Source organism: Arthrobacter sp. TMN-49 (genome assembly GCF_054511095.1).
On sequence record NZ_JBTNDH010000016.1, the window covers coordinates 62,144 to 83,352 of the forward strand.

17 protein-coding genes are annotated in these 21,209 nt (G+C 60.4%); 2 read left to right on the forward strand and 15 right to left on the reverse strand.

Features of this window, described 5'->3' with window-relative positions:
- Nucleotides 1-121 precede the first annotated feature (121 nt).
- On the forward strand, nt 122-1,282 hold the full coding sequence (locus ACX80E_RS09375) for a glycosyltransferase family protein (protein WP_459301644.1): 1,161 nt from the start codon (nt 122-124) through the stop codon (nt 1,280-1,282).
- A gap of 110 nt (nt 1,283-1,392) precedes the next feature.
- Here ACX80E_RS09375 and ACX80E_RS09380 read toward each other — a convergent pair whose 3' ends face one another.
- The 10 genes from ACX80E_RS09380 to ACX80E_RS09425 all read right to left on the reverse strand — a co-directional run bounded on the left by ACX80E_RS09380 (nt 1,393) and on the right by ACX80E_RS09425 (nt 11,471).
- A complete protein-coding gene (locus ACX80E_RS09380) occupies nt 1,393-2,799 on the reverse strand; it encodes a lipopolysaccharide biosynthesis protein (protein WP_459301645.1) in 1,407 nt (468 codons plus the stop codon).
- Between the two features lie 89 nt (nt 2,800-2,888).
- The gene (locus ACX80E_RS09385; RefSeq protein WP_459301646.1) at nt 2,889-3,251 is read right to left on the reverse strand and encodes a DUF2304 family protein; all 363 of its coding nucleotides are present in this window, start codon (nt 3,249-3,251) and stop codon (nt 2,889-2,891) included.
- Between the two features lie 4 nt (nt 3,252-3,255).
- Nucleotides 3,256-3,894: a glycosyltransferase family 2 protein gene (locus tag ACX80E_RS09390; RefSeq protein ID WP_459301647.1), complete on the reverse strand. Its 639-nt coding sequence runs from the start codon at nt 3,892-3,894 to the stop codon at nt 3,256-3,258.
- A gap of 89 nt (nt 3,895-3,983) precedes the next feature.
- Nucleotides 3,984-5,126, reverse strand: coding sequence for a glycosyltransferase family 4 protein (locus ACX80E_RS09395; RefSeq protein ID WP_459301648.1), 1,143 nt, complete (start codon nt 5,124-5,126; stop codon nt 3,984-3,986).
- A gap of 20 nt (nt 5,127-5,146) precedes the next feature.
- A complete protein-coding gene (locus ACX80E_RS09400) occupies nt 5,147-6,142 on the reverse strand; it encodes a Gfo/Idh/MocA family protein (RefSeq protein WP_459301649.1) in 996 nt (331 codons plus the stop codon).
- A 2-nt stretch (nt 6,143-6,144) separates the two neighbouring features.
- Nucleotides 6,145-7,236, reverse strand: coding sequence for a DegT/DnrJ/EryC1/StrS family aminotransferase (locus tag ACX80E_RS09405; RefSeq protein WP_459301650.1), 1,092 nt, complete (start codon nt 7,234-7,236; stop codon nt 6,145-6,147).
- The gene (locus tag ACX80E_RS09410) at nt 7,233-7,829 is read right to left on the reverse strand and encodes an acyltransferase (RefSeq protein WP_459301651.1); all 597 of its coding nucleotides are present in this window, start codon (nt 7,827-7,829) and stop codon (nt 7,233-7,235) included. The genes ACX80E_RS09405 and ACX80E_RS09410 overlap by 4 nt, the downstream gene beginning before the upstream one ends.
- Complete coding sequence (locus tag ACX80E_RS09415; protein WP_459301652.1) at nt 7,826-9,241, reverse strand: hypothetical protein; 1,416 nt, start codon at nt 9,239-9,241, stop codon at nt 7,826-7,828. Before ACX80E_RS09415 ends, ACX80E_RS09410 begins: the two co-directional genes overlap by 4 nt.
- Before the next feature lie 5 nt (nt 9,242-9,246).
- Complete coding sequence (locus tag ACX80E_RS09420; protein ID WP_459301653.1) at nt 9,247-10,176, reverse strand: glycosyltransferase family 2 protein; 930 nt, start codon at nt 10,174-10,176, stop codon at nt 9,247-9,249.
- A 5-nt stretch (nt 10,177-10,181) separates the two neighbouring features.
- Nucleotides 10,182-11,471, reverse strand: coding sequence for a nucleotide sugar dehydrogenase (locus ACX80E_RS09425; RefSeq protein ID WP_459301654.1), 1,290 nt, complete (start codon nt 11,469-11,471; stop codon nt 10,182-10,184).
- A 328-nt stretch (nt 11,472-11,799) separates the two neighbouring features.
- On the opposite strand from ACX80E_RS09425, the gene ACX80E_RS09430 reads away from it, so the two are divergent.
- Nucleotides 11,800-13,803 (forward strand): DUF6541 family protein, encoded by a 2,004-nt coding sequence (locus ACX80E_RS09430; RefSeq protein WP_459301655.1) that lies wholly within the window; start codon nt 11,800-11,802, stop codon nt 13,801-13,803.
- 167 nt (nt 13,804-13,970) lie between these two features.
- On the opposite strand, the gene ACX80E_RS09435 is transcribed toward ACX80E_RS09430, so the two are convergent.
- The 5 genes from ACX80E_RS09435 to glf all read right to left on the reverse strand — a co-directional run bounded on the left by ACX80E_RS09435 (nt 13,971) and on the right by glf (nt 20,961).
- The gene (locus ACX80E_RS09435; RefSeq protein WP_459301656.1) at nt 13,971-16,094 is read right to left on the reverse strand and encodes an acyltransferase family protein; all 2,124 of its coding nucleotides are present in this window, start codon (nt 16,092-16,094) and stop codon (nt 13,971-13,973) included.
- A 64-nt stretch (nt 16,095-16,158) separates the two neighbouring features.
- Entirely contained in the window at nt 16,159-16,887 is a 729-nt protein-coding gene (locus ACX80E_RS09440) for an ABC transporter ATP-binding protein (RefSeq protein WP_459301657.1), read from the reverse strand.
- 1 nt (nt 16,888) lies between these two features.
- Complete coding sequence (locus ACX80E_RS09445; protein ID WP_459301658.1) at nt 16,889-17,767, reverse strand: ABC transporter permease; 879 nt, start codon at nt 17,765-17,767, stop codon at nt 16,889-16,891.
- Between the two features lie 3 nt (nt 17,768-17,770).
- Entirely contained in the window at nt 17,771-19,762 is a 1,992-nt protein-coding gene (locus tag ACX80E_RS09450) for a glycosyltransferase (RefSeq protein WP_459301666.1), read from the reverse strand.
- Between the two features lie 14 nt (nt 19,763-19,776).
- Nucleotides 19,777-20,961: a UDP-galactopyranose mutase gene (gene glf / locus ACX80E_RS09455; RefSeq protein WP_459301659.1), complete on the reverse strand. Its 1,185-nt coding sequence runs from the start codon at nt 20,959-20,961 to the stop codon at nt 19,777-19,779.
- Nucleotides 20,962-21,209: the final 248 nt, after the last annotated feature.

A 21,209-nucleotide genomic window follows, 5' to 3' on the forward strand; every position in this document is an offset into this window, starting at 1 on the left:
CCCGCCTTGGTGCTCGACGCCAATGCAGTAAGCTGGAATCAGGGTTTTTGTGCATGAAGGCACCCGAACCCCGCGTCCGGTCTTGACCACGCAGCCTGCCAACAACTCCATGAAGGACCCCATGAAGCCCCAGATTCTGTGCATTTCTTTTTCAGATATCAATGTGGATTCGAGGGTCCTGCGCCAATTGGCCGTACTGTCCGGGTTTGGGGATGTGACGACGCTCAGCTACGGGGACCAGCCCAAGGATGCCACCCACCATCTGGAAGTGGACTCTGCGCTACCCTCATTGCCGCAGACCATCCCCGGGGTGGCCAAACTTGCCTTGCACCGCTTCAAGTCCGTGATGCTGGATGCCCCCGCAGTGAAGAGCGCCCTGGCCCTGGCCACCGGAAAAAAATACGACCTCATCGTGGCCAATGAAGCACGCGCGCTGCCACTGGCACACGCACTGGCGGCGGAGTCATCCCCGGCAACCCCCGTCTGGGGGGACATGCATGAGTGGGCGCCTGAGGAACGCGCCCATGTGCTGTCCTGGCGGCTGCTGGTCAAGCCGTTCATGACCTACGTCTGCAAGGAATACCTGCCCCGAACCGAAGCCGTCACGGCCGTCAACGGCTCCATCGGCCGCCTGTACGACGCTCGCTTCGGCTGCACGTCCGAGGTGGTGCGGAACGCTGCACCCTTCAAGGACCTGTCCCCGTCACCCATGCAGGACGGGGTGGTCAGAATGGCACACAGCGGCGCCGCCATTCCGGGACGAAACCTGGAAGGAATGATCACGGCAGCCATCGAGCTGGGCGAGGGATACACCTTCGATCTGTATTTGGTCAAGGGGCGCGACGGCGGCAAGTATTGGGAACAGCTCAAGGCCCTGGCTGCAGGCAGTGACCGGGTTACCTTCCATGATGCGGTTGCCCCGACCGAGCTTGCTGCCACGCTGAACCAATACGACGTCGGAATCTTCAGTCTTCCTCCCCAGACCACCAACCACAAACTCATGCTGCCCAACAAGTTCTTCGACTTCGTCCAGGCCCGGTTGGCCATCGTTTTCAGCCCGTCCCCGGAGACCTCGGCGTTGATTGAGGCCCACGATCTGGGGGCCATTGCCGCGGACTACTCCACCGAGGCCCTCGTTGACGCCGTCCGTTCGCTGACTCGGGAAGACATCGCCAAGCACAAGCTCAATGCCCATGCCGCCGCGCAGTTGCTGTCATCTCAGGAAGACGAAGAAGTTGAACAGGCGTTGCTGACACGCGTTCTGGCACACCACGCCAGCTAGCCCCACAGGGCTGCTGGGTGTTACCCGGCCGCTGCATGGGCGGCTCTCACTTGAAGGGTGCCGTTCCCATGCCGCCATGGAGGCGTTCGGTGTTGATTGGTTGAGAACGGCTATAGCGGAGCCGAATCCACTGCGACGCTGGAAACCTGGGCCTTCTTGCCCACCCGACGCAGGGTCCTGATCTCTGAGAAGGCCAGCACACACCAGAGCGCGGCAAAGATGACGGCCATGGAAATCCCGACCCAAAACGGTGGCTTGAGGGCTACCGTGGCTACCACGCCGCCGCCAATGACAAGCACTCCTGCAATGGCCTTGGCGTACAACGCCAGCCATCGCTGCCTGTCCAATTTCCAGCAGGCGCCAATCAGGACTGACGCCGTGAGCAGTGCGGCCACGAGGTAGCCAAGTGCTATCCCCATGACTCCGTAGACAGGGCTGAGCACAAGCCACAGCAGAACGGCGACGATCAAGCCCCCGGCGGAGACCAGCGACACAAACTTGGCGCCGCGAATGCCAATTGAATTCAGCCGGTTGATGGCCGCCACCGGCAGGGTGGTGAACATGACCGCGACGAGCATGACGGGCAACAAATCTGCGGCCCCGGCAAACTTCTCACCATACAGAACCCAGAGAATCACCGGACTGGCAAGCGCCATGGTGCCAAAGACCGGGACCATGACGACCACCATCCCCCGGGCCACCATGTCCGTGTGTCCCCGCATGGTGCTGGCGTCGCCCCGCCCGCCCGCCTCAGCCATGACGGGGAAGAGAACCTGGTTCAGGGTGCGTGCCAGCATGGTGGCTGGCGTTGCAAGGCTCAACGCTGCGGCATAGTAGCCGCCCTCAAGTTCCGTGCCGACCAGGTGGGCACCAAGCATCGACAGCTGCAGCAGTCCAGTACTGGAAAGAGTGCCCAGAACCCCGTAGGCCACGAACCGGTTCATTTGTCCCAGCAAGGTGCCGTCTATGGCTGTTCCGGACTTTCTGGGCCAGCAAACAATCCCATAGGCGCCATAGGACAGCGCCAGCGGGATCAACAGGATTGCGTTCAGGTGGAAGAACAGCACGAGCGTGAGCATGATCAGGGCGGCGGCCGAGCTGGCCACATCCCACACGGCTGCAACGGCTATCTGACCGGCACCGTACTGCACGCCCCGCGTAAACGACCATGCCGCATAGCCCAACAAGAGAACGCCGGCACACAACGCTGTGGCCAGGTCGGAGTGCAACACCGTGAGGCAAATTGCCACAGTTGCGAGCCCGAGCACGACGGCGCTGCCCAGCATCCGCCGACCCAGATAGTTTGCCACCGCCTGCGCCTGGTCCATGCGGCCTTCGCCGCGCATCTGGGCCACATAGCGCGTGGCTGCCTGTCCCGAGGATGTGGGCCACAACAAACTCAGCAGCAATGAGACAGACATGGCCGCATTGACGTTGTTGAGGGCACTGACGCCCACAAAACGGCCGATCAGAACGCTGTAAAGAAAACGGACAAGTCCTTGGGAGGCTGTGCCCATGAGGCCGAATATCCAACGGGTCGCAAGCTTCTTGGAACTTGAAACGCTAACGTCGGTCCTGCGGAACAGTGCTGGCACGGCAGCGGCTCTCAGTCTCTGTCTGCCGGCGACTCAGCCCAGGGACGCTCGGCTTCGTCGAGAGCGATGCGCCGGGACAACAAGGTAAGGGTACCCTCCAAGCCACGGAATCGTTGGTAGGTGGTGGCCATGAAGACCAGGAAGCTCACGATCAGGGCATACAAGACAAGGTCCGTGCCACGGCCGATGCCCATGAGATTTGCCACCCGTGTCAGAAAGGTGGGGAAGAATACAGAGAACGCGGCAACACAGGCGAAAAGCAGCAGCATGATGCGCCGGATCGCCAGATGGCGGGCATTGGAACCTCCGCGCATCAGCGCCAAGGACACCAAAACGACAGCAAGGAGGAGGATTATTTGGACAATGATCTGCACGTGCTCACCTAAGGAAGAGATCCGCGAGGATGTTGACGGAGTTGAGAAGGGACTGCCCCTTTGAGCGGGAGTAGTCCGTGTAGATGATCTCCACGGGATGCTCAACCCATACGGGCTTGATGACGGAGAGTTGGTTGACCAGCTCGGAGGCGTGGGCCATCCTGTTCTGTGTCAGATGGATCTTTCGTGCCAGGTCCGGGCTAAAGACCCGCAGGCCGTTGTGTGCATCGGTCAGGGCCATGCCGGTGGACCACCGGGACTGAACGGCGGCGACTTTCAGAACAAGGCGTTTCGGCTTCGAGACCACTGTGCGGTCGTCGAGGAATCGCGATCCGAGAACCACTTCGGCCTCGCCGGAGTGAATTCTTGCAACCATTTCCTTGGCATCCTCGACGCGGTGCTGACCGTCCGCATCAAAGGTGACGATGGCATCAACCTCTGGGTCTGAGAGAGCGTACTCGAGGCCTGTCTGCAGCGCAGCGCCCTGGCCCAGGTTAACAGGATGCTGGACTACGATCGCGCCAGCGTCGCGGGCGACCTTTTGGGATCCGTCGCTGCTGCCGTCGTCAACGCAAACAACATGGGAAAAATGGGGCAGGAGCCCTTCGATGACTGTACCTACGACAGTAGCCTCGTTGTACATCGGTATTACTATCCAGGTGCGACTCACAAAATTATTATCCCATATCTAGTAGTTGGATCGACAATGCAGGCACACGGCGCGGCTCATTGTCAGCGGATGTTCTCGGCTGTCAAAACGACTTCAGCTGCAGCCGCGCCTACCGCCCGGAGGGAATAGTTTTCCTCGACCCACCGCGAGAGCTCCGTGCGGCGTTGGCGGGTAACAGGATTTTCAATGGCCTCCTTCATGGCCAGGGCCACGTCGGACGCCTCCCAGCCACAAGCAGCGCCCAACTGATTTTCGGCGATGATTTCCCGCAGCGGACCGACGCCGGAGTAGATGGCGGGCGCTCCTGCCGACAATCCGGCGAGCGACTTTGTGGCGAAAGCAAAATCATACCCTTTGCCCGGGCGCACCGAGGCCAGGTTCGCCAGGGAACTGCGCAACCACCGCGATACTTCCTCACCGGAGGCGGGGGCCTTGAAGACAATCTGCCCACCCGCGGCCATTGCCTTTTCCTTCAACTCCGCCACTTCGACGCCTTGCCCGAACATGATCAGCCTCACGTCCGGGTGGGATGCGGCCAGCGAAAGGAATGCGTCAACAAAGACGCCCGCGCCCTGGATTTCGGACATGGTTCCGGCATACACAAAGTATTTGCCTTCCTCATTCTTGTCCGGGCCGGGGAAGCTGAAGGTGTTGGTGTCAACGCCCGTACCCACGTTGTGGATGTTTTCAGCCCTGGCCGTGAGCGCTGCCACTTCGACCTTCACGCCCTCGGACACCGCCAAAATGGAGGTCGCCCGACGCAGGACGAATCGTTCCAGCTTCGTCAGGATGGCAAGAACCGGCCCGCCCACCCCTATGCCCTTGGCGGCAGAGGAAGAGACGTCGGCTGAAAAATACACGTACGGTGTTCTTCTCAGCGCACTGGCAAGGAAAACGACGAAGCCGGTGGTGGGCGGTGGTTCGACGACGACCACGTCGGTCCGCCGGCTGAACAGCAGCCTGAAAAATGCCGGAATGTCAAAACTCAGGTACTGCACATACCCGCGGACATTGCCGCCGTCATCACGCAGCACCGGCCACCGCCGGATCCTGTAGGCCGTGTCTTCGACAACCGTGCCCAGAGGTGGTTTGCTCGAAATGACCTCAACCGTCGCACCGGCCGCGATCAAAGCCTCGGCGAGGGCCTTGAGCCGATACGCCGCGGCACCCACCTCCGGAGCGAAAAGGCGCGAAACAATTATCACGCGGGGGGTACGAGTTGATTTCACGGTGCGGCTATTTTCACATTCGCGCCGCTGCGTGAGGATTCCAGCACAGCCTCTGCGACCAGGAGCGTGTCCTGGCCTTCGGCCATGGTCACGACGTCGTTGCGCAGCCCCAGCACGGCGTCACGGAACGCCTCGTGCTCGGTGCGCAGCGGCTCCGGCTTGGCGATGGCCAAGCGGGTCACATTGCCCTCGGAGACGCCCCGGAACGCGGCCATGGACTCCCATTCGGTGGCAACCGTGCCGTTCTCATAGAACGTCAGGTCCGCTGTCACGGTGTCGGCGACAAAGGCACCCTTTTCGCCGGTGACAATGGTCAGCCGCTCTTTCATGGGGGATAGCCAGTTCACCAGGTGGTTGGTGATGACGCCGTTGGCCAGCTTGCCGGTCGCGGCCACCATGTCCTCATGCGGGCGGCCGCTGCGGGTTGTGGTCTGGGCGAAGATCGACTCGAAGCGGCTCTGGGCAAGCCAGGCGGTCAGGTCGATGTCGTGCGTGCCCAAGTCCTTGACCACGCCGACGTCGGCAATGCGGGCCGGGAAGGGGCCCTGGCGGCGGGTGGCGATCTGGTAGACCTCACCGAGTTCGCCGTCGGCAATGCGCTTGCGCAGCGACTGCAGGGCAGGGTTGAACCGTTCTATGTGCCCGACGGCGCCAACGAGCCCCTTGGCCGCGAAGGCGTCCACGAGGCGCTGACCTGCCGGTGCGCTGGCCGCAATGGGCTTCTCCACCAGGGTGTGGATGCCGGCCTCGGCCAGGGCCAGCCCGACTTCCTCATGCATGCCGGTGGGCACAGCGGCAACAGCCATGTCGATGCCGGCAGCAATGAGTTCCTGGACGCTGCCAAGAACGGGGAGCTCCTTGGCGACGCCGTGGGGGTCACCGTAGGCGTCGGCCACGGCAACGAGGTCCACGCCCTCGACTTCGCGAATGACCCGCGCGTGGTGGCGGCCCATCATGCCCAGGCCAATAAGGCCCACTCGCAAATTAGCCATGCTTAGGCACCAGCCTTCAAGATAGTGTTGACTGCCGCGACAATGCGCTCCAGGTCGTCCTGCGACAGGGAGGGGTGCACCGGCAGGGAAAGGACTTCCTTGGCGGCGATCTCCGTGTTAGGCAGGTCCTCGGTGCGGTTGAAGGAGGGCAGGCGGTGGTTAGGCACCGGGTAGTACACGCCGGAGCCAATGTTGAATTCCGAGCGCAGGCGGGCGTGCAGTTCGTCACGGCCCTCGGGGACGCGGATGGTGTACTGGTGGTAGACGTGCTCCGCGCCTTCGGCAACCTTGGGCGTGCCCACGCCTTCAAGGTTGGCGGTCAGGAACGCGGCGTTGTCCTGGCGCTTCTTGGTCCAGCCCAGCACCTTTGTGAGCTGTACGCGACCAATGGCGGCGTGCAGGTCGGTCATGCGGTTGTTGAAGCCAACCAGTTCGTTCTCATACTGGGTTTCCATGCCCTGGTTGCGCAGCAGGCGCAGGTTGCGCTCCACCGTCGCGTCGGAGGTGGAGACCATGCCGCCCTCGCCGGAGGTCATGTTCTTGGTGGGGTACAGGCTGAACATGCCGAACTTGCCGAACGTACCAACCTTTTTGCCGTTGACAGCCGCGCCATGTGCCTGGGCCGCGTCCTCGTACAGGTCGATGCCGTGCTTCTCGGCCAAAGCCGCAAAAGCCTCGGCGGCGAAGGGGTGGCCGTACAGGTGGACCGGCATGATGCCCTTGGTCTTCTCCGTGATGAGGGACTCCACATGGGCCACATCGAGGGCGTAGTAGTCCAGTTCAATGTCGGCGAAAACCGGGGTGGCCCCTGTGAGTGCGACCGAGTTGCCGGTGGCGGCAAAGGTGAACGACGGGACAATGACCTCGTCGCCGGCGCCAACACCACAAGCCAGCAGGCCCAGGTGCAGGCCGGAGGTGCCTGAATTCACGGCAACGCTGGCGCGGCCGTCAAGGAGGACATCTGAGAACTCCGTCTCAAAACTGGCCACCTCCTTGCCCTGCGCCAACATGCCTGAGGCCATGACGGCGTCGACCGCTGCACGTTCCTCGTCACCGATGATGGGTTTTGCTGCGGGAATGAAGTCCTGGCTCATGCGTTGTCCTCTGCCTCTTTCAGGGAATTTCCATCTTCAACATACTTTGCTCCGGTCTCCGGGCACACCCAGAAACCTCCGTCTTCCTTCAACGGGAAACCTGCCCTGCCAACCCAGCCCAGACGGCGGGCGGGAACGCCCACCATCAGCGCGAAGGCCGGAACATCTTTGACAACCACGGCGCCGGCCGCGATCGTGGCCCACCGGCCGATGGTCACCGGCGCAACACAAACGGCCCGGGCGCCAACGGATGCACCGTCCTCGATGGTCACACCCACGGGCGTCCAGTCGTGCGCGCTCTTCAACGAACCGTCCGGACTGACGGAGCGGGGGTAGGTATCATTCGTCAACACCACTGCAGGGCCAATGAAAACGCCGTTGCCCAACACTGCCGGCTCATACACCAGCGCGTAGTTTTGGATCTTGGTGTTGTCACCGATCTTTACGCCTGTGCCAACATAGGCGCCACGGCCAACAATGCAGTTCTCGCCAAGCACGGCGTCTTCACGCACCTGGGCGAGGTGCCAAATTTTGGTGCCTTCGCCGAGAACAGCCTGTTCTGAAACGTCGGCGCTGGGGGCCACATAACTCATCTTTCGGTGTCCTTCCATTGTGGTTTTTGTCCGAGAATCGATGATCCGGATTCTTGGATTCGCTGTCCGGGTTCAAGAGTATCCTCTTGCACGGTGCGGTCCGGTCTTGGCATTGAGGCCAGGGCCAGCGCCGCAAACGTCAAGATTCCCAACATGGCGGGGAATCCGCGGTAGGTGAAGAACGCGTGGATCTGGGAATGGTTGTTCAAGGCCTCATACCAAAGGACAATGACCAGGGCGGATGCGGCAAGTACGGGCCACGCGGCAACTGTGCGCAATCCGTTCCGGCGCCAGGTAAATGCCAGTGCTACAACGATAATCGCTGCGCAGACAACCAGCACAATCACCGATGTGGGAACATGACCAATCCAATAATTCCAATTGACTGCTGTCGGCGCTCCGAGGGACTTGTCGACGTTCTTGTATTCGCCGACCGTGCGGAAATCCATGGTGGTCTTGATGTTCTTGTACGTGGTTCGGATCCCCACAAACAGTGCTGCAAGCGCCCAGCGGGACGCCCATGTTCCGGCAAACGCAATCAGCCAGATGGCCGCGGTCAAGAGCCCGGCTCCGAGGGTGGCCTTGAGCCTGCGCGTTTTCCGGAAGGTGACCCAGGCGACGATGGCCGTGCTGAACGCCCAGGGTATGGCCGGTGTGGTCAGCAGGTCCGCGTAGCAAAAGAGCGCAGCTGACAGGCCAACACCGAACACGGCATGCTTGAGTGACTTTCCCGCAGACCATGCCGTGATGGCAATGCCAAGGAAAATTATCGAAACGGACATTGCCTGGCTGAACGAGGTCGACGGCGTGGAGAGGAGATTCGAGGCCAGGAACAACGGTGCCACCATGGCTGCGGCTGCCCAGCGGCTGGATTGCCGGCCCAAGGCCCACACGGCCAAGAGGGCGCCAAGGGCCAACATCCCGCCAGCCACCATGCGCATGCCCGGGAGCCCCATCGTTGCGATGACCGGCCTGCTGATGACCGTGTAGCCCGCCCAATACCGGTAGTACTCCCCCACAGTTGCCGGGTCCAGTTCCTTCCCGGACGCAAGTGCCTGTATTTGTTTTTCCCCTACAGCGCAGTTGGAGATTCGTGGCATGACAACAGCCCTGTCAAAGGCGTTTTTCCCCACCGATCCCAGGCCGGTGCCGGCCACGACACATTCGGTGAATGAGTCGCTGGCGCCGCCCATGCGATCCGGCAGGTGGGAGGGCCCATAGTTGCCGTTCTTGACCGCGACTGCCAGGTTGTCCACGATGGCTTTGTCGGGGACAGCCTGGGCTGCAATCAGCAGACCGAAGAAAACGAGCTGGAGGGCCGCTGCAGCCGCAACGAACGTTATCGCGGTCTTCCAGATCTCCCGCCACGGCAGGGCGGCACGCTTGGAGGTGGTGACAATGGTGCTGTCCAATTCGATCAAGCACCCCGGCCGGGTGCTGGAATGGCAAGGTAGGCCGTTCGAATGTTTTCCTGGCGAACCTTGCGCAAACCATCCAGGATGATGCCAATGAGCAGCACCAGAACGGACAGCAAGACGATCGAGGACGCCAGGAATGCCGTCGGAAAGCGCAACACTAGTCCTGTGCCGAGGTAGTCAACAATGACGGGAACGCCCAGCCCCAGGCCCAGCAGGACCAGAAGAGCCGAAATCACGCCGTGGACCAGCAGCGGCCGTTCCAGCTGCAGGAGCTTCCCAATCATTCCCAGGATCCGGAACCCGTCATGGTAGGTCCGCAGCTTGCTTTCCGTTCCCTCGGCCCTGTCCTTGAAGCCAACGGGAACCTCGGTTTGCGGCATCCGGGCATTGATGGCGTGGACTGTCAGTTCCGTCTCGATCTCGAAGGCCCTGGAGGTCGCGGGGAATGACTTGACAAATCGCCGGGAAAACACCCGGTATCCGCTCAGCATGTCCGTTGCCGGGTAGCCGAAAATCTTGCTGACCACCGTGTTAAACGCCTTGTTTCCAAGCTCATGGCCCACCCGATACGCGGTCTCACTTTGCTGGGTCCGCACCCCTGTCACCTGGTCGAAGGGCCCATTCAGCAACATCTCAATCATGGTCGGAGCGGCAGCAGCGTCATAGGTGTCGTCGCCGTCGATGAGCAGGTACACATCGGCGTCAAGGTCGGCCATAGCGCGGCGCACCACATTGCCCTTTCCCTTGAGCGTTTCGTAGCGGACGTGGGCACCGGCGTCGCGCGCGGCAATGTCGGTTGCGTCCGTGCTGGCGTTGTCGTAGACATAGACTTCCAGGTCCGGAACAGCCTCGACAAGGTCGGCCACGACCTTGCCGATTGCAGCTGCCTCATTGTGGCACGGCACAATGGCGACTTTTCGAAGGGTCACTGAGTTTATGCCTTGCCAATGACGCGGTAGGTGACGCCATCCCACTTCTCGGCCGAGCTGACGCGGCGGCCGTCAATGAACGCCTTGACGCCGGGCAGGTCGGCGGGGGCCAGATCACGGTATTCGGCGTGGTCTGCCTGGACAACCGCCGCATCCACGGCCTCGCCCAGGTGGTAGGGCAGGAATCCGAGCTTGGTCAGTTCGGCGTCCGTGTACATCGGGTCGTGGACCAGTGCGGTGCCGCCTCGGCGGTTGATGGCGTCAACGGCGTCGAACACGCCGGAGAACGCGGTTTCCTTCACACCGCCGCGGTAGGCGGCGCCGAGGACGACGACGCGTGCCCCGGTCAGGTCCCCGAAGGCACCTTCGAGGAGGCCGATCGTGTAGTCCGGCATGTCGGCGTTGGCTGCACGGGCGGCACGGACAACTGTGGCTTCCGGATCGTTCCACAGGTACAGACGCGGGTAGACGGGGATGCAGTGCCCACCCACTGCGATGCCGGGCTGGTGGATGTGGCTGAAGGGCTGGGAGTTGGATGCGGCGATGACCTGGTAGATGTCGATCCCGGTCTTGCCGGCGAAGCGGGCGAACTGGTTGGCCAGGCCGATGTTGACGTCACGGTAGGTGGTTTCCGCGAGCTTGGCCAGTTCGGATGCCTCGGCGGAACCCAGGTCCCAAACGCCATTGCCGCGGGCGAGATCCGGACGGTCGTCAAAGTCCAGGACGGACTCGTAGAATTCGATGGCCTTCGCCGCCCCGGCTTCCGACACGCCGCCGACCAGCTTCGGGTACTTGCGCAGGTCTTCAAAGACACGGCCGGTCAACACACGCTCCGGGGAGAACACCAGATGGAAGTCCCTGCCCTCGACCAGTCCAGACCCTGCTTCCAGGGCAGGCTTCCAGCGGGTGCGGGTGGTGCCCACCGGCAGGGTGGTTTCGTAGGCCACCAAGGTGTCGGCTGTGAGATGCTTGGCAAGTTCAGCCGTCGCGGTGTCCATCCAGCCAAAGTCCGGGTTCGCATCCTTGTCAACGAACAGCGGAACAACCAGCACCACGGCGTCGGCGCCAGGAACGGCGTCGGCGTAGTCGGTCGTGGCGCGGAGCTTGCCGGCCGGAACCAACTCGGACAGCATTTCCTGAAGGTGGGCTTCACCCGGGAAGGGCTCGGTTCCCGCATTGACCAGGTCAACGACAGTCTGGTTGACATCCACGCCGACCACATCGTGCCCCTTAGAGGCGAACTGGACAGCCAAGGGCAGGCCGATCTTACCGAGGGCAATGACAGCAATCTTCACTTTTGGGTAGCCTTTTCTTTCGAGCTTGATGACATCCGGATGATTGGACACATGCCGGCGCGTTGTTAGTACAATATCGGGCTTTGCCGGGCTGGAAGTACAGTTGAGAGCTAAACCACGTTCCGCGTCAGCACCCATGCATCAACACAGTCTCCGATTTTACGCCCTCCGGGAGGAGAACGCTCGGAAGGCCCCACCGCCGGCAATGACCGCCTTTTCCTTACCAGCTCCCGGCGTTCCGGGGGGAAGATCACATCCTGCTGTCCTGGATTTCCCGGAAATGGGCGATAAAATAGGTCACTATTCTAGCTTGGAACGAGATTCTTGTATGACTTGGTGGCAGGCACTGCCCGCACTTATTTCCGCAGCGGCCCTGCTGATGGTCCCGGGACTCATGTTGGCCCGTTCGCTGGGTGCACGCGGAATCATGGCTTGGGCCATGGCCCCGGTTGCCTCGTGTGGACTCGTCGGCGCTGCCGCCATCATTGGAGGATTGCTCGGCTTGTCGTGGAGCATCATGGTCTTGGGCGGCGTAACATTGCTGGCCAGCCTGCTGGCGGTGGTGTTGCGCCGGGCTTTCCGTCGCCAGATAAACCCGGTTGCCGTTGGCCGGCGTGGCCACTGGCTGGGCATTGCACCCATGTTGGCGTCGTTGTTGCTGGCGGCACTGCTCATCGGACGGTGGCTTGTTTTCAGCATTGGCCAGCCGAACAGTTTTTCGCAGGCCTATGACAACGTTTTCCATCTGAACGCCATCCGCTACATCGTCCAAACCGGCAATGCCTCGTCACTGACTCTGGGGCAAATGCTCAACCCGGACAAAGCCCTGGCCATCTACCCGTCGGCGTGGCACTCCTTTTGCGCCTTGATAGTCGAAGTGGCAAACGTCAACGTCTTTGTTGCGGAAAACGTCCTGACCATGGCTGTCTGTGCACTCGTTTGGCCCCTGGCCTGCATCATCCTTGTACGCTCACTGGTCGGACCCCACGCTCTGGCCATCATTGCAGCCGGTGTCCTTGCGGCCAGCTTTTGGGCGTTCCCGTTCCAGCTCGTCCAGCGCGGCCCACTGTTCCCGAACGTTTTGTCCTACGCGATCTTGCCGCTCTGCGTGGTGGTCGTGGCCGGACTGTTTGGTTTGTTGCACGAACGGCTCATGGACAAGTTCACCCTGACGGCCATGCTTTTGGTTGGAGCCACCGCGCTGTTTACGGCACAACCAAATGGCTTCACCGCCCTCATGGTGGTCTCGCTGCCCATTCTTGTCGGGAGTTGGTCCCGCATCTTCGTGCGCCTGCTGCGTCAGAAGGCCAGACCCGCCCACATCATAGCAACCCTGGTGGGAGGGTTCGCCGGAGCCACCTTGTTTGCGTCAACGTGGCACGCCCTGGTCATCCCGTTCTACGAGTGGCAGCCAAGCCGGACAGTGGCAGAGGCCGCGATGGACGTCGTTTCGGGCGGCCTGCTGGGCGGTTCACCCACATGGATCGCCTCAGCATTGGCTGCCGCAGGGGTCATCACCGTCCTGGTGCGCCGACGTGGGTACTGGATGGTTGCCTCCTTCACATTGGTGGGAGGGCTGTACATCGCCAGTGCTGCCATCCCCAGCAGCCCCTGGCGGAATATCCTAGTGGGCAGTTGGTATGAGGACACGCCGCGGCTGGCCGCACTCGTACCCATTTTCACCTTGCTCCTGGCCGCCCAGGGTGTCGTTGGGCTGGCTGATGTCACCGCCAAGGCTGTTCAGGCTGTGTCATCGGCATCCAGGCGCGGGAGCGCCTTTGAGTCTTCAACGTTCACGCAAACCACCGTCTCGGCGGTGGCAGGGTGCATTGTGCTTTCGGCCATGGCAGTTTTTCCCGTGTTCGAGCATAGGGAAAACGCTCAAACACAGCTGCTCACACCCCCCTTGTCCCAAGCGTGGGGCAGCGGTGGCGGGACAACCTGGATCACCCCGGATGAATACCAGCTCATGTCCCGGCTGTCGGAAGAAGTTCCTGCCGATGCAGTCATTGCCGTCAATCCGTTCAACGGCGGATCCCTGGCCTATGCGGTATCCGGACGACAGGTTTCTCAGTATCAACTCACCTCCCAGCCGGGCCAGGACCTGTCCTTGATTGCCAGGAACTTGTCCACAGCCGTCCCCGGATCCCTTACCTGCAAGATGGCAGCAGCCGCCAACATCCGGTACATTCTTGACTTCGGCACCAGCTACCTGGGCCAGTACGATGCGGCCCACAGGTACCCGGGCTTTGTCAATGTGGGCCACTCACCGCGCGTTGAACTCGTCGACAGCCAGGGCTCGGCAAAACTGTACAAAATCAACGGCTGCTAGTCCCTATTGCCGGGTTACCCGCTGAGGCCTTGATTCTGAACCAGCAGCATGGCGCCTGCCGACAGCGTCAACACGCAGCTGTCCCCCGGCCTGTTGGAGCCCGCCCTCAAGGAAACCTCTGAACGGGCGGCCTTACCGCAGACAAAAATCTCAATGGTTCGTTTCCCTCACCCGCCAGAGAGCACGTTTGCGATCATTGGGGCCATCAAGGCCGAAAACTCGCCGTTGAGATGATCGGCATCAAAGTAGACGGGCATGTTCCCCACCACCGCGTAGCACAGCCGCGCATCACAGAAGTGGTCTGTGAGGTCGACCAGTTTCACGTGCTCAGAGTCCAGTGCCTTAGCCGCAGCCACGAGCGGGTCGGCGGGTTGGGCCCGTTTCCGGTCCACAGCGCAGCGCAACGGATCTTGGGGGTTGAGCGCAACACAATTGCTGTCCCGGACAGTGCCGTTCAACGGCGGATCGGCCAACACCACCACCGTGCTGCCAGCGGCGGCCCAGCGCGTCCAGAACTTTGGCAAACCCTCAATGTATTGTTCTTCCTGGCTCTTCTGTGAACCATCGTCAAGTTGTTGGGCTCTGGCGAAAATGGAGTAGAAAACCTTGCTGGGCCGCTCTTCCTCAATCATCGTCGCAATGGAATGGGCACCTGTCATGCAGGCGCTGCTCACTTTGGGATTCGTGTTCCCCCTATAGCCCTTGAACTTCACATCGGCAACCGGGCAACCGCCCAGCAGCGCATAACTTAGTTTCCACTTGTTGGCCTTGGCCAGCTCGAGAACAGCCAATTTCCACTGCTCTGCGTGTGAATCTCCCGTCAGCCAGACTGACTCGGCGTCGTTGTCGCCTCCGGAGAAATCACACACGGCAACAACGTCCACGCCCGTTCGCCTTTTTTGGGGGTCGACAGCGCATTCCGGCGCTGAAGCAAAGTATTTGTTGGCGTCGCCCATTACGGTGACCGGTGCCGGCCCGAACGGATCTGTGCACTGGGTTGACCGGGGCAGCGCTGCCGGTCCGGCACAGGGCTTTTCAAGCAACTGCGCCGAAACGATTGCAGCGTGCTCTTGCCGGTTGGCTGCCCCCAGCACAAGACGGCCGGAAATCAGCGCCAAAACAACTATGCCGGCCCCCATGGCTACGAACGTGGTGCGAGGCCTATGGCCCAATATTCGCCATGACCTGCCTTTGTCTTCCACAAATATTTTGGTTGCCCAGGCCAGTGGAAGACACAACAACACGATGGCCAGTTTGTGCCAAGAGTTCAAGGGACCCGCAAGCAGGAATGGTGCGACAACTATCATCGGCCAGTGCCACAGGTAGATGGAGTAGGAAATGTCGCCAACAAGCTGAACCGGTTTCCAGCCAATGAGGGTGTTGAGGGGAGCCTTCGCATGATTCATGCCGCCCACAATCACGGCCACTGTCCCCAAGACGGGCAAGAGTGCGCTCCATCCCGGAAACTGGGTTGCGGGGCTAAAAGTGAACGCGGCAAAAACGATCGCCAACCACCCGGCAGCTGACAAGGCAGTGGCGGCGGTTCGAGAGAGAATTACCCTTGAAGCAAAGAGCCCCACGAGTCCGCCAAGGGCAAACTCCCACACCCTCACCGGCGTGGCAAAGTAGGCCGGGCTTGGGTTTGTTGCTGTGAAATAGATGGAAAAAACAAGACTCGCCAGCGCCATTGCGGCGACTCCCACTGCCAGCACCGCCAATGGTTTGCCGATTTTCCTGCCCAGCAGGTAGAGCCCGTAAAGGGCCAAGGGCCAGAAGAAGTAAAACTGTTCCTCGACAGACAAGGACCAGTAGTGCTGGGCAACGGTGGCCTGATTGTTCAACGCTGAGTAGTCAACGGACTGCGCCGCCAGCGACCAATTTTCCACGTAGAGCACGCTCATGACGGTTTCTCTGGCAGTGTTTTCCCATTGGGAGTAGGGAACCCAAAACACTACTGCCAGCGAACTCACGGCCAAAATGATGAAGGCAGCCGGCAACAGCCGCTTGATGCGGCGGGCATAGAACTTGCCCAGATTGATCTTGGTTGTGGCGGAAACTTCCTTGACCAGATGCGTGGTGATGAGGAATCCGGAAATCACAAAGAACACGTCGACGCCCACAAAACCGCCAGTCATGCGGTTGGGCCACAGGTGGTTCAACACCACTAGTCCCACAGCCAGTGCCCTGAGGGCTTGGATATCGGCACGGAAAGCCGCACGAGCGGGTTTTCCAGGGACTGTTGTCTGCGGTGCCAAGGGAATTTGTTCAGCACGCTGGTCAGTAACCGACATTGCATCAGTCCGATCGTTGAGAAATCACATTCCAGGTCGTTGCCGGAGGTGGAATAGAGGAGCCTTACTCGCCGCGCATCTTGGCTACGGCTGATTTGATGGGTCCGTCGAACATGATTTCACCATGGTCAAGCAGAACTCCGCGACTGCAGATCCTGGACACCAGGTCCAAATCGTGGCTCACAACCACAAGGGTTTTCCCCTCTGCCGCCAACTCTTGAATCTTGGCAATGCACTTCTTTTGGAAGGGCTCATCTCCCACAGCCAGAATCTCATCGACTAGGAACACTTCGGGATCAGTATGCACAGCCACTGAGAACGCCAGCCGCAGGTACATGCCCGAGGAGTAGAACTTCACCTCCGTGTCAATGAACTTTCCAATTTCAGCGAAATCAACAATGGATTGGAATCTCTCATTGATCTGCTCCTCGGTCATGCCCAAGATGGCACCATTGAGGTATACGTTGTCCCTGCCGGAGAGGTCGTGGTGGAAGCCTGCGCCGACCTCAATCAATCCTGCCACGCGTCCCCGGGTGCGAACCGTGCCGGAGTCTGGAATCATGACGCCGGAAATATGCTTGAGCAACGTTGATTTACCGGATCCGTTGAATCCCAGCAAGGCCACCGTTTCCCCCTGCTGAACCTGCAAGTCCACGCCCTTGAGTGCATGAAACTTTTCGGACAAATCACCTTTGCGGCCCCTGACAAGCCAAACGAACGCTTCCTTGATGGACCGTGAGTGGCGCAGGACAAATTGCTTGTTGATACCTTGTACTTCGATTGCCGTATTCATCTTAAAGCTCCTGCGCGAATCGGCCTTCAAGCCTGCGGAAAGTCAGTTGTCCCCACAACAGGACCAGGGCTGAAATGACCAGTGCAATGGGAACCCACAGGGACAGCAGGTTTGGCGGGATGCCGGCACTTTCATCGGTTGTGGGCAGCCAGAAAGCGTAATGGAAAGTCTCCACGGCAACGGTGATGGGATTGAGCTGGTAAATAATGAACCATGTCTCACCCAACTTGTCGGCCACCATCGTCCAGGAGTACATAACCGGGGAAGCCCATGTGGCCACCATCAAGAGCATGTCCACAAAGTTTTCCGAGTCCCGGAAATAAACGTTGGCGGCGCCAAACAACAGCCCCAAGCCTGTGGCAAGGAGTGCAACAATAATGAACCCAACCACTGCCGCGGCCAGTTGCAACAATGACGGGTGCCAACCCCCAAAAACGCAGGCAACGACGAGGATGACCAGTTGCGGAAAGAAGTGCACGGCAGAGACCCACACCGACGCCACCGGAAAGAGCTGGCGGGGCAGGTAAATCTTCTTAATCAGCCCACCGTTGCCCACTATCGATCGCGAGGCGTTGCCTAGTGCTTCCGTGAAGAAGTTGATCAGAACGATGCCCGAGAACAGATAGATGGCGTAATTGGGCAACCCGGATTTGTTGGTTGGACTTTGCTCCAACCCCAAGAAAACACCGAGGGCAATGTAAAAGACTATGAACTGGACGCCGGGCTTGACATACGACCACAGCAAGCCCAAAACAGAACCGCGGTAGCGGACTTTCAGTTCCTTGCGGACCAAAAGCTTGAGCAGGAACCGGGCCCGCACCACGTCTGCCAGTCCGCCACTAACTCCCGGGCGGACCAGCCCACTGTTCGTTTGCGTCATGTGTTACTGGTTCTCACTTTTTTCACTGTGTGCTGCGAAAGTTTTTTCCCACGCAGCAATCGAAGTAATTTCGCCCAAGGCATCCTTGTACTGCGTGCTGAGTTTCTGCCAGTCCTTCAAAAGCGCAGCATGCAGCTTGGCACTTTCAGACATCATTCTGCGCAACTGCTTGGGATCCCGTTTGTACCAGGATGCGCCAGTTCCCTCCGCGTTGGATACCACAGCGGAGTCGTACTGCGACATGCGCCACCAACGGTTGTCCTGGTGGGCAACGTTGGCCTGAGGTCTGTCCCGGCTGGAATCCGCTACCGGGGCGGACAGCTGGCGTACCACAGTCTTTGCTGCCCACGGCAGCAACCCAACATAGGACGGGGGCCTCACACCATGTCCGCGCTTGGGCGGCTTGTCCATCTTCGGTACAGGGAACGAATCGGGATCCGAGGAGAACTGTGAGTCTGAGTACCCATTCATCATGGAGCGAATCTGGGGCAATTTGCCGGGCAACAAGCTGTGGAGCTGATCCGGGCCGGCCAGCAAGTCGCGCAGAGCCATAATGCGGCCTTGAGCCGTGGCGTACTGCATCGACACCAGGTGTTTTACGTCGTAGGAGTACGACTGGCGCACTACCTTGCCGCCAAACTCGTAGGGGCTGTGGATCAGCGCGGCAATAAAGCGGTTCCGTGCATGGAAGTATGCCTGCCAGCCAACCAGGTCGTCCTTGTCGATCCAGGAGACGTGCCATACTGCGGCGCCTGGCATGGACACCGTGGGGTAGCCTGCAGCCTTCGCGCGAAGGCCATACTCGGCGTCGTCCCATTTAATGAAAACCGGAAGCGACAGACCGATGTCACGGATGATCTTGGTGGGGATCATGCACATCCACCAACCGTTGTAGTCAACATCGGTGCGGCGGTGCAGCCACCCTGTTTGGCGCAGGTTCGAGCTGAGGAAGTCGTGGCCCAAGGTCATCTCGTCGCTGGGCAGGTCCGGCTGGAAGGTGTAGGGGTTAACAATCTCGCCAAAGGTGTGCAGAACTGTTCGGTTGTACAGGTCGAACATGTGCCCGCCCACGATGGTGGGGGTCTTGCACAAGTCAGCGAAAGTCAGCAGTCGGATGATGCTCTCAGGTTCCACCACCACGTCATCGTCCATGAGGAGCGCGTAGTCGCTGCCGTTCTCCACTGCCTCATACATGCCACGAGCGAATCCGCCGGAACCACCCAGGTTGTCCTGGTTGATGATGCGCAGCTTGCCGGCCAGCGCTTGGGCAACCTCGTCGAACCCCTGGGCATCCGCCACCTTCTCGGTGCCCTGATCCACCAGGATCAGTTCCTTGACGTGCGCCAGTGCCTGCGGGTTCTCCGCGAGCAGGCGCAGGTTGTTGATGCAGAAATCAGTCTTGTTCAGCGTTGTGATTTCAAGTGTGATGGCACCAGGCGTCTTGGCTTCGCCTTCAGACTGCCACTCAGCGGACTTCATCACGACGGGTGATGAACCCGCCACAAGATCGAACCAGTACCAGCCGCCGTCGCCAAATGGCTTCAGAGTCAGGTCGAAGTTGCTGACAGAATCGCCGTCAACCCGCACCGAATCGACGCGCTGCAGGGCGCCGCGGGCGTTCGACTTGTACACAATAACTGAACCCGAACCGGACGTTTTCACAGACAGTCTGACGCTGTCAACAGTTGTCCACCGACGCCAGTAGCTGGCCGGGAACGCGTTGAAGTACGTACCGAAAGAGACACGCTCTCCAGGTCGCACGGACGTGGAGTACCGGGACAGGAAGTCCTCAACGTGGACTTCCTTTGTTGGCCCGCTGACACGCTGTGCCGGCTGGTCGGTGCGGCCTCCGCCAATCGTTGGCAGCTGCACACCGGTGGCACTGCCCGTGTCCATGTACAGCGGCGCCGTGTCCATCTGGCTCTGCTTGGGCAAGATGACTCTCTGTAGCGTGCGCCACCCCAGTGTCTCAGGTGCCGTCGTCGTCGTTTCCATCTTTTCCGCTACGCTCACGCGTCAACTCCTCCGCTTTGCAGCTTCGCTCCGCCGGTGAAGTGCGGTTTGATCTTGTTGTCATACATGTTCAGGGCAGAGCCGATGGCCATGTGCATGTCCAAGTACTTGTAGGTGCCCAACCGGCCACCGAAGAGTACGTCGTTCTCGCCACGAGCCAGGTCGCGGTAGGCCAGCAGCTTGCTGCGGTCATCGCTAGTGTTGACGGGGTAGTACGGCTCGTCGCCCTTTTCAGCGAAGCGCGAGAACTCGCGCATGATCACTGTGGCGTCCTTGGTGTACTCACGTTCCGGGTGGAAGTGGCGGAACTCGTGGATGCGCGTGAACTTCTGCGCCTCATCCGGGTAGTTCATGACGGCGCAGCCCTGGTAGTCCTCGACCGGCAGCACTTCCTGCTCCAGATCGATGGTGCGCCAGGACAGGTCACCCTCGGCGTAATCGAAGTAGCGGTCCACGGCGCCGGTGTAAATGACCGGGACCTGGCCGATGACAGCCTTGCGGGAGTATTCGCCGTCGTCAAAGAAGTCAGTGTTCAAGACAACTTCAATGTTCGGGTGGTCCGCCATCCGCTCAATCCAGGCGGTGTAGCCGTCAACCGGCAGACCCTCGTGGGTGTCGTTGAAGTAACGGTTGTCGTAGTTGTAGCGGACAGGCAGCCGGGAGATGATCTCGGCCGGCAGGTCCTTGGGATCTGTCTGCCACTGCTTGCCCGTGTAGTGCTTGATGAACGCCTCGTACAGGGGACGGCCGATGAGCTGGATGCCCTTGTCGTTCAGGTTGGACGGATCGGTACCGGCCAGTTCGCCAGCCTGCTCCTGGATCAGCGCACGCGCCTCACCCGGGCCCATGGCTGAGCGGAAGAATTGGTTGATGGTGCCCAAGTTGATGGGCATCTGGTACACCTCACCCTTGTGGGCTGTGTACACCTTGTGCTGGTAGTTGGTGAACTGCGTGAAGCGGTTCACGTACTCCCACACGCGCTCGTTGGAGGTGTGGAAAAGGTGCGCTCCGTAGCGGTGAACCTCAATGCCCGTCTGCGCCTCATTCTCGCTGTAAGCATTTCCGCCAATATGGTGGCGGCGATCAATGACGGCTACCTTCAGCCCCAACTCGGTGGCGGCACGTTCTGCAATGGTTAGGCCAAAGAAACCCGAACCGACGACGACTAGGTCAGCGTTCACAAACTCTCCTGTGTAGCTTGGTAGCGATATATGGGCACAGCAGTGCCTAGGACTATCCCCCTAGGTTACCTGACCGATCTGGACCGCGACCTCCTACGTGGTGCGCCTCACAAGCTCCCCTGCACTGGGTCGCCACCTTTTATTCCCCCACAGCCCAGCCTGGCTTGGTATTTAGCCACAATGTTCGACGTCGCGGGCCAGCACCGCCGGCGCCTCACCTAGGCTCGGAATCAGTGGGCAGACCGGGC